Origin of the sequence: Ureibacillus aquaedulcis (assembly GCF_030418165.1) — a bacterium.
Classification (GTDB): domain Bacteria; phylum Bacillota; class Bacilli; order Bacillales_A; family Planococcaceae; genus Ureibacillus; species Ureibacillus aquaedulcis.
The window spans coordinates 86527-101079 of sequence record NZ_JAUHTQ010000014.1; the positions used below are offsets into that span (position 1 = coordinate 86527).

The window sequence follows — 14553 nt, forward strand, 5'->3', positions numbered from 1 at the left end:
GTTTCTATCAAACATATAACTTATTATTAAACGCTTTCACAGCAGCCTCTGCAACTTGAACATCATGAGCAACCGTACTGCCGCTAACTCCCACAGCCCCTATCACTTTTCCATTACTGATAAGAGGAATTCCACCACCGAAAACGACAAGACGTCCATTATTTGTTGTATTCAAACCATAAAGTTCAGCTGCAGGAACCGTTGCTTGCGCTAGGTTTGAAGTAGGCATTTTTAACGCAACTGATGTCCAAGCCTTATTTTGGGCAATGTCAATGCTTGCTAACCAGGCATCATCCATGCGGTGGGTAGCAATCATATTTCCACCCTCATCAACGATTGAAATAACCATGGAAACTCCAATTTTCTTTGCTTCTTCTTCAGCACCTGAAATGATTTCTTTGGCCAACTCTAATGTAATGTTACTCATAATATTGGACCTCCTAATTTTAAATTGCCTATCTTATTTAGTTAAAATTCCATGAGGATCAATGACAAACTTCTTGGAAGCCCCTTGATCAAATTCAGCATATGCAGCCGGTGCTTGATCCAAGGAAATCGGTGTTGCATTTACAGCTTTCGCAATTTGAGCTCTGCCACTCAGGATAGCCATCATTAAGTCACGGTGGTATTTCATAACCGGTGTTTGTCCAGTTACGAAAGTATGGGCCTTAGCCCATCCAAGCCCCAAACGAACTTTTAAAGTACCGATTTTCGCATCCTCATCTACCGCACCAGGATCACCTGTAACATATAGACCTGGAATACCAAGTCGCCCTCCAGCACGGGTAACTTCCATTATGGAGTTTAAAACAGTAGCTGGAGCTTCACCTGTTCCTTTACCATGTCCATGTGCTTCAAAACCAACACAGTCAATCGCACAATCGACCTCTGGAACTCCTAGAATCTGTTCAATCTGCTCTCCGAGATTAGGATGTTCGCTAAGATTTACCGTTTCACAACCGAAGCTCCTAGCCTGTGCAAGTCGCTCACTATTTAGGTCACCAACGATAACAACGGAGGCCCCTAAAAGTTGGGCAGAATGGGCTGCAGCCAAACCTACTGGTCCAGCTCCAGCTACATATACAGTAGCACCAGGCTTCACACCGGCACTTACCGCACCGTGATAACCTGTTGGGAATATATCAGAAAGCATTGTTAGATCAAGGATTTTTTCCAGGGCCTGATCCTTATCTGGAAATTTCAGCAACTGGAAGTCTGCATAGGGAACCATTACATACTCGGATTGCCCACCTACCCATCCACCCATGTCTACGTAGCCGTAAGCAGAACCAGGGCGATCTGGATTAACATTTTCGCAAATATGTGTATGCTGTTCTTTGCAACTGCGGCAACGGCCACAAGCAATATTAAATGGTACGGATACAAGATCCCCTTTTTTGATGAATTCGACATCTCGTCCTACTTCAATGACTTCACCCGTAATCTCATGACCTAGAACAAGCCCTGAAGGAGCAGTTGTCCGACCCCGAACCATATGTTGGTCACTTCCACAAATATTCGTTGTAACAACCTTAAGAATTACGCCATGGTCACACTTACGACCAACATTTAAAGGATTTACTCCTGGTCCATCTCTTAAGATTAGGTCCGGGTAGCCAATATCTTCAACAGCTACTTGTCCTGTCCCCCTGTAAACTACGGCTCTGTTTCCTGTCATTCTTTTTCCCCCTCCATTTTTCTTACCTAAATTACGTAGTTCTTTTCATCCCAAATTGATAGAGTTATCTCAAGTTGCTTACTCCATTTTATGAAGGTTAATATTCTAAATATTCTCTATCTTAAATTTATTCTAAAAAATAGTTCCTTTCTTTGGAAGAACGCACTTTTTTGTGAGAAAGTTACTTAAAGGATACTTTTTGATTAAAAGGGGGCAGAAGTATTTGATGAACGATTTACGAAGGGAAGTTAGAAAGAAAATTGAGAATGGTGAATTTAATTGTGAAAAGGAATTAACCTTATCCATCATTAGCGGCAAATGGAAAATTACGATTATTTACTATCTAGGCACAGATGGGACATTACGTTTTAGTGAAATTAAACACTTATTTCCAAAAATCACGCATAAGGTATTAACAACCCAAGTTAGAGAGTTAGAGGAAGATGGCATTATTCAAAGGAGAGTATTCCCGGAAGTTCCTCCACGAGTAGAATATTCATTGACAGAACTAGGTCAAAGCTTGATGCCAATTGTTTTAATGATGTATGAGTGGGGCAAGCAAAATTTAAAATCCTTCAATAAGTAAGATGATCACCGGAAGATTTCTTACGGTTTCTAAGTTTTATAGTTTTATAGGCTATGCCAGTTAGTAAGCCCGAAATCGTTCTAGCAGTACCAGCTAGTAGTTACGAATTATAATCGGTCGAATTGTTGAAGAAACTAAAACTTCACTAGCAGCTAAGAAACGGTAAGCACGAAACATTAAAATGACGTGAATAAACCATTATATAATCAACAGACAAGCCCTGTGAGCAAACTCTGAAGTGATTTGACGGCTAAAACTAGAGAAAGAGAAACAGGCTTAGAAGAAACCTATAGGGGGCTTAAGAAAGCCCCTGGTTCTTCCACTAAAGATTATCTCCACGTAACAAAAGAAATGAAAAAAGAAGCTTCCCAAAAGTTTTCACAACTAATGAGAAGCTTCAATTAAAATCCTCTATGTTAGCAAAATGTTAGCAAATCACTTTCATCTTACATACAAACCCAATAATAACAAGTAATTTTAAGGAACGCGGACTAAACCCGCCACTTATCAGCAATACCGCCACGTCCTGTGGCAATGCTGATATGACTTACATCGTGTAAGCCTCTGCGGCAACGTCCGCATGACCAACTTCGTGCGCGAAGGAACTTAGGCAAAGAACGCAACGTCCTGTTGCAAAGCCTAAGCCACCACATCCGTGTGGAAGTTACATCATGCCGCCCATTCCGCCCATATCTGGGATTGCCGGAGTATTTGTGTCAGGAACGTCTGCTACTACTGCTTCTGTTGTTAAGAATAGAGCAGCTACAGATGCAGCGTTTTGTAATGCTGAACGAGTAACTTTCGCTGGGTCAACAACACCCGCTTCGATCATGTTTACCCATTCGCCGTTAGCAGCGTTGAAGCCTACGCCAATTTCTTCGCGTTTTAAACGGTCCACGATGATTGAACCTTCAAGACCAGCGTTGTTTGCAATTTGACGTACTGGTTCTTCAAGAGCACGTAATACGATACGTACACCAGTCGCTACGTCACCTTCTACTGTATCAAGAGCTTTTTCTACAGCACCGTATACATTTAGAAGCGCTGTACCACCACCTGATACAATACCTTCTTCAACAGCAGCACGTGTCGAGTTCAATGCGTCTTCGATACGTAATTTACGTTCTTTTAGTTCAGTTTCAGTTGCAGCACCAACTTTGATTACTGCCACACCGCCAGCTAATTTAGCAAGGCGTTCTTGTAATTTCTCTTTATCGAACTCAGAAGTAGTTTCAACAATTTGAGAACGGATTTGGTTAACGCGAACTTCGATTTCATCGGCATTACCAGCACCTTCAACGATTGTAGTATTGTCTTTAGACACAACAACTTTACCAGCGCGGCCTAATGTTGTTACATCAGCTGTTTTTAAATCTAAGCCAAGCTCGGAAGTGATTACTTGACCACCAGTCAACACAGCGATATCTTCTAGCATTGCTTTACGACGGTCACCGAATCCAGGAGCTTTAACAGCTACTACGTTGAATGTACCGCGTAATTTATTCAGGATTAATGTTGTAAGTGCTTCCCCTTCAACATCTTCTGCAATGATTAATAGCGGACGGCTTTGTTGAATAACTTGTTCAAGTAATGGCAAGATTTCTTGAATGTTTGAAATCTTTTTATCTGTTATTAAGATATAAGGGTTGTCTAATACTGCTTCCATTTTGTCAGTATCCGTTACCATGTAGTGAGATACATATCCGCGGTCGAATTGCATACCTTCTACAACATCCAATTCAGTAGTGAACCCTTTAGATTCTTCAATTGTGATTACACCGTCAGTACCAACGCGCTCCATTGCGTCTGCGATGAAATCACCAACTTCTTCATCAGCAGCAGAAATTGCAGCAACTTGAGCAATTGCTTCCTTGTTTTCTACCGGACGAGAAATCGCTTGTAATTCTTCTAATGCAGCAGCAACCGCTTTGTCCATCCCTTTACGGATTCCGACAGGATTAGCTCCAGCAGTTACATTTTTAAGTCCTTCACGAATCATTGCTTGTGCTAATACTGTTGCAGTAGTAGTACCGTCACCAGCGATTTCATTCGTTTTAGAAGCAACCTCGGCTACTAATTTTGCACCCATGTTTTCGTATGGATTGTCAAGTTCGATTTCTTTTGCGATTGTTACACCATCATTTGTAATTAATGGAGAACCAAATTTCTTTTCTAATACAACATTACGCCCTTTTGGTCCTAATGTTACTTTTACTGCGTTTGCTAATTTATCAACACCTTGAAGCATTAAAGAACGAGCTTCTTCAGAGAATTTAATATCTTTTGCCATTTTGCCTACCTCCAAATTTTATTATTCTATTCAAAATCAAAAGTAGCATGTGAGCGCCGTAAAGGTTATGTATGGCGCCCTTTTTGCTTAAGATTAACTTTCAAATTATTAGCCGATAATAGCCAATACATCACTTTCGCGAAGGATTAAATATTCTTTGCCTTCATATTTCACTTCTGTGCCTGAGTATTTAGAGAAGATGATGCGATTCCCTTCTTTCACATCAAGCTCGACGCGTGTGCCGTTATCTAGTACACGACCAGTTCCCACAGCAACTACATTACCTTCTTGTGGTTTTTCTTTTGCTGAATCTGGAAGTACAAGACCTGATGCTGTAATTTCTTCCACCTCAACTAGTTCGATAATGATACGATCACCTAATGGTCTTAACAAGTGAAACAACCTCCTACAAGTTATAATTTATATAATTTTATTAGCACTCTCTACTTAGGAGTGCTAACACAATTATTATAATAATGAATTACTTTTCCATTTGCAAGCCAGAAGCCTAAAAAATTTTGTTTTCTCTCCACATTCATCTACAATAGAAGCATAGAGTATCATAACTAAAACTTACCGGTGATAGTTTATCTACTTACTTTTCCGGATATACGTTTAATTTAATTTTTAAGCGCAATCGGGGACTCACAAAGTTTTTCACACTAGATTTAGAAAGAGGGAAATATTCTATTGAGCACTTCTACAAAAATTCAAACTCAAAAAACTGCCTTCTATGTTTTAATCACTTACATAGTCATGCAATTATCTGGCTTTCTATTAAGAATTCAACCTATTAAGTCATTCTTCCTGCAATTTTTTTCACAAGATGGAAATGAAGAAATTGCGCTGGCTGGATGGTGGTCCACAATCTCATTTGCAATTGCATTCTTAGTTTGTATATTCTTAATCTCTAAAAATAAGAACTTCTGGAATATATTTAAGGGAGAAAAATCTTCAATTCCTGTTGCAATCGGTTGGGGGATTATAGGTTTTTTCCTAGTTTTTCTTGGACAGACGATCGGGGCCATCATTGAGACCGGGCTTGGCATTCAACAAGGCTCCGAGAATACGGAAACAATTATTCTTTTAACAGAAGTTGCCCCGATCATGATACTCGCTACAGTTATTCTGGGACCAATATTAGAAGAACTTGTTTTCCGGCGCGTAGTGTTTGGTTCTATTGTTCAAACACAAAGTTTCTGGGTTGCAGGAATTATCAGTTCTATCATTTTTGCCCTGATACACCTTGATTTTACACACATCATTTTATATACCATCAGCGGGTTTATCTTTGCGTTTTTATATTATAAGACACGTCGATTACTAACATCGATTATCGCTCATATGATGTTGAACGGTTTTGTAACTATTGTCCAAATGAACGCCCACTTATTTCAATAGTTTTGATTAATGTCTAACCTGGATAAATTCTTATCATAACAAAAAGCCTATTTTCAAAAGAATTCATCTTTGAAAATAGGCTTTAAAATTATTGTCGATTATTCATTTCCTCAATTTGACGGCGCTGTTCAGCCAGTAAGTCTTCTACCTGTATTCTCTCTGCGATTTCCTTCTCTTCCTGCAAACGCTTTTCTTCGGCCACTTGGTATTTTTTATAACCTATCCGCGCAATCACTATACTGATCTCATATAAAACGAACAATGGAATTGAAATCAAAATATAGGAAATAATATCGGGCGGCGCTACCAATACAGCGAGTACGAATAAAACAAAGTAAGAATACTTGCGCAGCTTCACCATAAGCTGAGGATTCAAGATTCCCAACCGTGCCAAGAAAAGCATTACCACTGGCAATTCGAAGATGATGCCGAATGGAACGACCAATTTAAATAAGAATCCAAAATATTCATTAATCCCAATTGTTTGTTGAATATCAAGATCATCTGATAATTGCATCATGAAGTTCATGACGTTTGGGAATAAAATATAATAGCCAAATGCCAGTCCAACAACGAATAATAAAAATGCATACGGAATGTATTTTAACGTTGCTTTTCTTTCGGCTTCATGCAGCCCGGGTGTGATAAACGCCCAAAGCTGATATAAAAGAATGGGCGATGTAATGATCAGCGCCACTATAAATGTAACTTCCAAATAAACAGTAAGTGGATCACCTACATTGAAAGCGTTTAAAGTCAATTGCTCTGCTTGTTCGCTATACTGAATATATTTGATAATCGGCTTTGCAAAATAAAAGCTCACAATTAAGGAAAGAATAAAGAAAATTGCACATATGAATAAGCGCTTTCTTAATTCTTCTATATGTTCAATAACAGTGAGATCTTTTGGATTCATTGAGATAGACATCCTTAGCTTACTTGTTTTCTTTTTCTAGGTCTTTTTGTTCGATGACATTAGCGCTCTTTTTCTTTTCGTCTTCGTCATCTAATAACCCACTAGTTCCCTTTTTGAACTCACGCAAAGTTGTACCCATCGCTCTGCCTAACTCCGGCAGTTTTTTTGGTCCAAAAACTAATAGGGCTACTACACAAATAATAACTACGGCAAATGGTGAAATTGCATTTAAATGCATAACCATTGTAGCCACCTCCTCTATTATATGTACATTTTATCTCATCTTGTCGCAATTTGCTAATGGATAAATTTTAAGACTTTGTGTCAATCACTGTTTCGAATCAAGTAGATTAATGCCTCTAGTTCGACAGATAAATCGATATTCATCATCTTTAAGGAATCTGGTACATTTAACCGTACCGGTGTAAAGTTCAATATCCCTTTTGCATCAATCGCAACCAACCGGTCCGCTACGTTTTGTGCGGATCGCGAAGATACCGTTAAGATGGCTAATTCCGCGTTATATTCATGATACATTTCCTCTAGACGATCTGGATGGTAAACGGGTATCCCATTAACTTCCATACCATCGCGCGGTGCTTTCGAGTCAAATGCAACAACAATCCTCGTATTGTGGTTCTTTTGGAAATTGTATTTTAAAAAGGCGTTTCCTAAGTTCCCTACACCGATTAAGGCCACATTCGCTCCTTCATCTTGATCAAGTGTTTGTCTAAAAAACTCAAGCAAGTAAAGAACATCATATCCATATCCCTTTTTGCCAAGAGCGCCAAAATAAGAAAAGTCTCTTCGAATTGTTGCAGAATCAATTTTCATTGCTTCACTCAATTCTTGCGAAGAAATCCTCCTCTTTCCTTCATTGGCGAAATTTTGCAAAAAGCGGTAATAGAGTGGAAGTCTTTTGGTAGTTGCTTGAGGAATTTTCATGTCTTGCTTCACACAATTATCCCCCGATCTATTTCCCAAACTGACTGTTTTTATTTTTTCTGTATAAGTGATTATAGCCTATATCTCCAATTTTACTAGCCTTATCTCTCGGAACTCAAAATTCCTTTGTGCAGGTTCGATAAAACGCTTGTGAAATTTATATAATTCAAAATCGTTTTCATCTTACTAAACATGCACAAATAAGTAAAGCATCCACATTGCGCAAGGATTCTTCATCTATTACACTAATGATAGAACTGAGGTGTTAAAATGATTGTCTTACAAGTTAATCAATTATATAAATCTTTTGTGACGGATGAAATACTTAGCGGAGTAAAATTAGAAGTTCAACATAGAGATCGAGTTGCCTTGGTAGGTCGCAACGGTGCAGGGAAATCGACATTACTTAAAATAATCGCCGGCCAAATGTCGTATGATTCCGGGGAAATTATTATCCCAAAGGACGTAAAAATTGGCTATCTCGAGCAGCATGCAGGCCTCGAATCTAATTTATCGATCTGGGACGAAATGATGACAATATTCGACTCACTGCGAAGCCAGGAGAAAAAATTGCGTTCCCTTGAACAACGGATGGCTGATCCAGCCGTTTACGAAAACTCCGAAAACTATGCAAGAGTAATGGCGGAATACGACCAACTACAACATGACTTCAAGGATGCTGGCGGGTATCAATATGAAGCAGATACTCGTTCGGTGCTTCACGGCATGCAGTTTTTTCCGGACGATTACGAAAAGCCCATTCTCTCCCTTTCCGGTGGACAGCGCACGCGACTGGCATTGGCAAAGCTATTGCTTAGTAAACCAGATCTATTAATACTGGACGAGCCTACCAACCACCTTGATATTGAAACATTGAGCTGGCTTGAGGGCTATCTGAAGGGGTATGAAGGGGCAATTTTGATCGTCTCCCATGACCGTTACTTCCTGGACCAAGTTGTGTCGATTGTTTACGAGGTCTCAAGAACACATGTGACAAAATATGTTGGAAACTATAGTGCTTATTTAGATGAAAAGGCGAAGAATTATGAGCGAGATTTAAAAATGTTCGAACGCCAACAGGATGAAAAGGCTAAACTTGAGGCATTTATTCAAAAGAATATAGCGCGCGCTTCGACAACAAAAATGGCCCAGAGCCGCAGGAAGGTTCTTGAACGAACAGAGTGGATGGATTCACCTGATGGCGATGAGCGTTCTGCAAATTTCGGCTTTACGATCGAACGCCAAAGCGGAAATGATGTCCTTTCCGTTGATGATTTAATGATAGGCTATGAAGGAAAAAGCATATCCAAGAATATTAATTTGCGGATGTTCCGCGAAGATCGGATTGCTCTTGTTGGTCCCAATGGTGTCGGGAAATCAACGCTGCTCAAAACAATCGTCAAAGATCTGCCAATCCAATCGGGAGATATTCGCTACGGCGCAAATGTTCAAATCGGTTACTATGATCAAGAACAAGCAAAGTTGACTGGCAACAAATCTGTTCTTCAGGAATTATGGGATGAATGGCCATTATTGAATGAGAAGGATATTCGTACGATTTTGGGAAGCTTCCTATTTAGTGGAGATGACGTCGCAAAGCCCATCAATTCATTGTCCGGTGGGGAAAAAGCTCGTATTGCCCTCGCCAAGCTTATGATGCAGAAGGCAAATTTACTCGTATTGGATGAGCCGACAAACCATCTTGACTTGGATAGTAAGGAAGTTCTGGAAAATGCACTTATCGACTATCCCGGTACCTTATTATTCGTATCCCATGACCGTTATTTCATTAACCGCATTGCTACGAAGGTTGTCGAATTATCCGGAACTGGTTCATTTGAATACTTAGGTGATTATGATTATTATCTTGAGAAAAAACAAGAACTCGAAGAATTGGCGGAAATGAAAGCAGCAGCCCAAAAAGCCTCTTTAAAAATAACAGAGACTGCATCACCATCCAAAGCCTCCACCTCCCAAATCGACAAGGATGCCAAAAAACGTGAACGGCAAATCCGTCGTACCGTTGAAGAAGTGGAAAAGAAGATGATTGAGTTAAGTGCACAAATTTCAAATATTGAAGCCAAGCTTTGTGAACCGGAAATCTTCAAGAACCACGAAGAAGTAATGAAGTATCAGTCGGAACTTGATTTAATAAAAACAGAACACGATGAACTTGAATTGCAATGGCTTGAGTTAAATGATGAGCTTGAGAATATTATTGCATCTCAATAGATTAACCTTAAAAATACCATGTGACTATGTCCATGGTATTTTTATTATTACTTAATAATTTACATATATCTTGGTCAATAGACAAATTTCGATAAAAAATTTCCACAAATTTATTCACAAGAACAATTTAGTATTTTCAACATATCAACATACTTTTCCACATTATCCACAGTTTTAAATTTATTAATCCACAATCTACTGTGTAAAAAAAACCACTATATATAGTTTTGCCACAGGTTATCCCCAAGTTATACACATTTTGTGCATAAGTACGGATGTTCGCCTTGACAATTTTAAAAAAATATTCTTAATCTGTGGATAAGTTTTCAGAAAAATTCTACAAAAGGTGTATAACTTAATAACTCAAAGAGAAACTTGCATAGAGTAGAATGATTTATTTTATTAAAAAAATAAAAGCTATTTCAAATTACTTTGAAACAGCTAATATATTCTATATCCAACTTTTTAATTCCTTGCCTGGAAGTCCATTCATGGCAAGATTCCCACGAACTCCTGCGTTATACATATGGGCAGCGGCCGCCCCTATCATTGCAGCATTATCCGTACATAGCTTTAAAGGCGGAACAACGAAAGAGATCTTCGCTTCTTCAAATGCTTGTTCCAAACTTGTTCTTAGTCCTTTATTTGCAGATACTCCGCCTGCAGCAATTACTTGCTTCACTTGGTATTGTCGGGCAGCACGCAACGTTTTTGTTGTTAATACTTCTACTACACTATCCTGGAAACCTTTTGCTACCTTTTGAGGATCAATTTCTTCCCCTCGTTGATCCATATTATGCTTATAATTAATAACCGCTGATTTTAATCCACTAAAGCTGAAATCATATGAATTCTCCTCCAACCAAGCACGAGGGAATTCTACTCCTTCTTCTGCTTCATGTGCAAGACGGTCAATATGTGGCCCACCTGGATATGGCATATTTAGAACACGAGCCACTTTGTCATAGGCTTCACCCGCTGCATCGTCCCGCGTTTCCCCGATTACTTCAAAGCTCCCGTGCTCTTTCATGAATACCAATTCTGTATGCCCACCCGATACAACAAGAGCTAATAACGGAAATTGCATCGGTTCCACTAACTCATTTGCATAAATATGACCGGCAATATGGTGTACTGGAATTAGAGGCAAGCTATGTGCAAAGGCAAAGGCCTTGGCAGCATTAATGCCTATTAGTAACGCTCCAACTAATCCAGGCCCTTCAGTAACGGCAACTGCTGTTAACTCAGAAGGCTGCATATTCGCTTTTTCCAGCGTCTCTTCTATTATCATTGTAATTTGTTCAACATGGTGTCTTGAAGCCACTTCTGGAACTACTCCTCCAAAACGCTTTTGGCTTTCAATTTGGGAAGCTACGACATTGGAGATGATTTCCCTGCCATTGAGAATAATAGCAGCAGCAGTTTCATCACAGCTTGTCTCAATTGCTAATATATATTGATCATTCATTTAAATTCACCCACATTACAAGAGCATCTTCTTGATTATCTGTATAATATCCTTTACGGATTCCACCATCTTGAAACCCTAATTTTCTATAAAGATTTTGCGCTACAAAATTCGAAACACGTACCTCTAAACTCATAACATCCACATCCCGTGTTCTGGCAATGCGCATTGCTTCTTTCATCAATCCTTCACCAATACCAAGCCCTCTTGCTGCTTCATGAACAGCGACATTGGTAATTTGAGCCGAATCTATGACTAGCCACATTCCACAAAAGCCAATAATCCTGCCCTCATCATTTTCAGCCACAATATAATAAGCAAAATTATTTTCTCTCATTTCATAATGGAATGAATCCAATGTCCAAGGTGTTGGAAAGGATGCTAGCTCAATTTGATGAACAGCCTCTACATCTTCCGGGGTCATTTTACGATAATGTACCATTTTTTATTGCCCCTTTTTCTGATCCTTAATCCAATTTGCTTCTGCTTCTGTTATACGATGATATTTTGGAACAAAGTTGTGAACTTCTTCTACACTTGGCAATGATTGTTTTTGTGCTAATTCAATCAGCTTGGAGCCCCTTGGCAATGCAAGGGATGTAGAAGCAAATATCGCTTGATTACCCAATTGAGCAGTAATCACTTCCTTAAAATTAACTGCATCAAGACCTATAAATAATACAGGCGTATTTAATAGCTGTAGTTGCTCCAATAAGCCTCCGATGGAATTATGATGGTCCTGGATCACTGGTTGCATTGTTTCACCATCGTAGGCTGCCGCATATACATTTTGTCTTCTAGCATCAAATAGTGAGCAGATGACACCAGCAAACCCTTGGCCATTGGCTGCTAAAACCTGGAGACTCGAAACCCCGACAAGTGGTTTTTTTAATGTCCAAGCTAATGTCTTTGCAATTGTTACACCGATACGCAATCCTGTATAGGAACCTGGTCCTTCTGAGACAGCAATTGCATCCAAATCTGCTGGATTTAAGTTAGCTTTCCGGAAAAGTTCTTCTATAGTTGGCATCACTGTAACGGAATGCGTCAGTTTTTCATTTTGTACAATCTCCTCCACAATTTGTCCATCTTTTACAATGGCTATGGATAGAGGTGAATTCGATGTTTCAATTCCTAACCAAATCATTAAAATAACTCCTCACACAACTCTTCATATCGCTTACCGATTGGCTTGAATACAAACTTTCTTTTATCATTACCGCTTCGGTAAATTTCAATTGCCAACCGTTCATCCGGTAAATCCTCTTCTATTAAATGCGCCCACTCAACAACAGTTACTGCATCCCCATAAAAGATTTCTTCCCATCCAAGATCCTCATCGCTATCAGCTAATCGGTAAACATCTAAATGGTTAAAGGGCAGTCTTCCCTCGTATTGCTTCATGATCGTAAAGGTCGGGCTATTTACTGTTCTTGTAATGCCTAGACCCTTAGCAAGCGCCTGTGTAAATGTCGTTTTCCCTGCCCCCAAATCGCCTTCAAGCGTAATCGTGTCTTGAGCTTCCAAAACTTGAGCCAATCTATGAGCTAAGCTTTGTGTTTCTTCTAAGGACATAACTTCCATTTCAAATATCATTTTTAACTATCCTCTCACAATCACATTACAATAAGTTTACCTAAACAGCGATAAATGTTCAAAGTCTATACCTTGTTATTCTAAAATAAAAGCATAATTCTTCGAATGATGGATAATGGCGAACCTCAAAATAATCGTGCAATATTTTCTATATGTGAATCATCGCGTTGAGTTACCGCGCTTTTCAACTATCCTTTTCTCTTTTAGGTTCCCATCCTGAAAGTGTATTTCATAAACTTGAGTTAACAATAATTCATCTTTCCAAATATATACCCCATCATTCACAGGCTCTCCTTCTCCTTTAGCGACCTCTACTACCTCTAGATACGACATCCCTTTTTCAAGTTCTGTGAACTCTTCTATATTCATATTCATTTGCCAGCGAAATGAATTCATGTCTGCAATATCGTGATATTTATTTACTTCATAATACCATTTTGAAAGAAGAACAATAATAGCAGCTATAATAATCACTATCAGGGCTATCAAATTTCTTCTGAATCGTGTTTTATTCATTAATATCACCTCGAGAAAAGACTTACTACCACTATATTTATGTGCAAGCGTCATCATGTGATATTAATGAAAAAAGAGAGTTTTAGTTTCAAAGTGAATGGTTACTATCATATATCCAATTTTGGAGCCCAGATTGCTATAGAGGGTTTCTCTGGTCACCTTTCGGCAAGACAGCAAGTCTGATGGGCAAATTACCGCGATCAACCTTGCACAGATTTTGAGCTGGCTAGCAGTAGTGAAATCAATTGGAATGGAAGAACGCAAAGGGAAACCCATCGATTGTTAACAACAACCATTAGAGGTATAGCTACCGGTTGGTCGAACCCTCACTGAATGGATATACAAGGTATTTAGGCGCTAATACTAGGGCGATTGCTACCAATAGTATAGGGAAAAAATAGGAAATAGAAAAAAGCTCATATAAAGCATTGCTTTACATGAGCGTATATACATTCTAATATGGCGGTCCCGACCGGGATCGAACCGGCGATCTCCTGCGTGACAGGCAGGCATGTTAACCGCTACACCACGGGACCCATTTATTTTCTTATATAAGAATATCATTATTTAGATGTTTTTACAATTATTATTTAATTTTATTAAGTAGATTAATAGTCACTAATTGACGTATGGTTAACTACACTAAATAAAATATATACGTCTTGATATTGTTTGCTGTTTAGTATTCTATCTCTGTTCCTGTTGCTTATCCAATAAGAAATTTAGTAAGTATAATCGATGGGGATTGCTACGATTCAAAAGGATAACGGTATCGAATGGGGGGAATGAAGCTGTTTTTACAACCATTTGGATCATGTGATGTCCAAGAAGTCACCCTACTCATCTACTATCGACGCTAGTCGCAAAGCGCGGTATCTTTAACCTTCAGTTCTATGGCTTTTTCTACAATAAAAAAACCACTGAT

General features: G+C 39.0%; 15 protein-coding genes and 1 tRNA gene. 3 read left to right on the forward strand and 13 right to left on the reverse strand.

The genetic code is table 11. The features are described 5' to 3' along the window. Positions 1-7: 7 nt before the first annotated feature. The gene (locus QYB95_RS15630) at positions 8-427 is read right to left on the reverse strand and encodes a GlcG/HbpS family heme-binding protein (RefSeq protein ID WP_301139302.1); all 420 of its coding nucleotides are present in this window, start codon (positions 425-427) and stop codon (positions 8-10) included. Positions 428-460: 33 nt separating this feature from the next. Beyond that, positions 461-1678, reverse strand: a complete 1218-nt coding sequence (gene fdhA / locus QYB95_RS15635; RefSeq protein WP_301139303.1) for a formaldehyde dehydrogenase, glutathione-independent — start codon at positions 1676-1678, stop codon at positions 461-463. Between the two features lie 226 nt (positions 1679-1904). Here fdhA and QYB95_RS15640 point away from each other — a divergent pair, with 226 nt between their 5' ends. Further along, positions 1905-2264 carry a winged helix-turn-helix transcriptional regulator gene (locus QYB95_RS15640; RefSeq protein ID WP_301139304.1) on the forward strand — a complete coding sequence of 120 codons (360 nt, stop codon included), beginning with the start codon at positions 1905-1907 and terminating at the stop codon, positions 2262-2264. Between the two features lie 664 nt (positions 2265-2928). On the opposite strand, the gene groL is transcribed toward QYB95_RS15640, so the two are convergent. Further along, positions 2929-4554: a chaperonin GroEL gene (groL, locus tag QYB95_RS15645; RefSeq protein ID WP_301139305.1), complete on the reverse strand. Its 1626-nt coding sequence runs from the start codon at positions 4552-4554 to the stop codon at positions 2929-2931. A 108-nt stretch (positions 4555-4662) separates the two neighbouring features. After that, positions 4663-4947: a co-chaperone GroES gene (gene groES, locus QYB95_RS15650; RefSeq protein WP_301139306.1), complete on the reverse strand. Its 285-nt coding sequence runs from the start codon at positions 4945-4947 to the stop codon at positions 4663-4665. Positions 4948-5244: 297 nt separating this feature from the next. Between groES and QYB95_RS15655 the strand changes: the two genes are divergently transcribed. Continuing rightward, positions 5245-5955 carry a CPBP family intramembrane glutamic endopeptidase gene (locus QYB95_RS15655; RefSeq protein ID WP_301139307.1) on the forward strand — a complete coding sequence of 237 codons (711 nt, stop codon included), beginning with the start codon at positions 5245-5247 and terminating at the stop codon, positions 5953-5955. A gap of 88 nt (positions 5956-6043) precedes the next feature. On the opposite strand, the gene tatC is transcribed toward QYB95_RS15655, so the two are convergent. From tatC to QYB95_RS15670, 3 genes are all read right to left on the reverse strand, one after another. After that, the gene (gene tatC, locus QYB95_RS15660; protein ID WP_301139308.1) at positions 6044-6871 is read right to left on the reverse strand and encodes a twin-arginine translocase subunit TatC; all 828 of its coding nucleotides are present in this window, start codon (positions 6869-6871) and stop codon (positions 6044-6046) included. A 19-nt stretch (positions 6872-6890) separates the two neighbouring features. Further along, complete coding sequence (locus QYB95_RS15665) at positions 6891-7109, reverse strand: twin-arginine translocase TatA/TatE family subunit (RefSeq protein WP_425609214.1); 219 nt, start codon at positions 7107-7109, stop codon at positions 6891-6893. Between the two features lie 86 nt (positions 7110-7195). Beyond that, entirely contained in the window at positions 7196-7828 is a 633-nt protein-coding gene (locus QYB95_RS15670) for a redox-sensing transcriptional repressor Rex (protein WP_301139310.1), read from the reverse strand. A 258-nt stretch (positions 7829-8086) separates the two neighbouring features. Between QYB95_RS15670 and QYB95_RS15675 the strand changes: the two genes are divergently transcribed. Next, positions 8087-10048 (forward strand): ABC transporter ATP-binding protein, encoded by a 1962-nt coding sequence (locus QYB95_RS15675; protein ID WP_301139311.1) that lies wholly within the window; start codon positions 8087-8089, stop codon positions 10046-10048. A gap of 451 nt (positions 10049-10499) precedes the next feature. On the opposite strand, the gene tsaD is transcribed toward QYB95_RS15675, so the two are convergent. The 6 genes from tsaD to QYB95_RS15705 form a co-directional block, all read right to left on the reverse strand. Then, positions 10500-11516, reverse strand: coding sequence for a tRNA (adenosine(37)-N6)-threonylcarbamoyltransferase complex transferase subunit TsaD (gene tsaD, locus QYB95_RS15680; RefSeq protein ID WP_301139312.1), 1017 nt, complete (start codon positions 11514-11516; stop codon positions 10500-10502). Beyond that, positions 11509-11958: a ribosomal protein S18-alanine N-acetyltransferase gene (gene rimI / locus QYB95_RS15685; RefSeq protein WP_301139313.1), complete on the reverse strand. Its 450-nt coding sequence runs from the start codon at positions 11956-11958 to the stop codon at positions 11509-11511. The genes tsaD and rimI overlap by 8 nt, the downstream gene beginning before the upstream one ends. Before the next feature lie 3 nt (positions 11959-11961). Next, positions 11962-12663 (reverse strand): tRNA (adenosine(37)-N6)-threonylcarbamoyltransferase complex dimerization subunit type 1 TsaB, encoded by a 702-nt coding sequence (tsaB, locus tag QYB95_RS15690; RefSeq protein WP_301139314.1) that lies wholly within the window; start codon positions 12661-12663, stop codon positions 11962-11964. Beyond that, positions 12663-13112: a tRNA (adenosine(37)-N6)-threonylcarbamoyltransferase complex ATPase subunit type 1 TsaE gene (gene tsaE / locus QYB95_RS15695; RefSeq protein WP_301139315.1), complete on the reverse strand. Its 450-nt coding sequence runs from the start codon at positions 13110-13112 to the stop codon at positions 12663-12665. Before tsaE ends, tsaB begins: the two co-directional genes overlap by 1 nt. A gap of 159 nt (positions 13113-13271) precedes the next feature. Then, positions 13272-13628: a hypothetical protein gene (locus tag QYB95_RS15700; protein ID WP_301139316.1), complete on the reverse strand. Its 357-nt coding sequence runs from the start codon at positions 13626-13628 to the stop codon at positions 13272-13274. Between the two features lie 460 nt (positions 13629-14088). Next, positions 14089-14164, reverse strand: a tRNA-Asp gene (locus QYB95_RS15705). Positions 14165-14553: the final 389 nt, after the last annotated feature.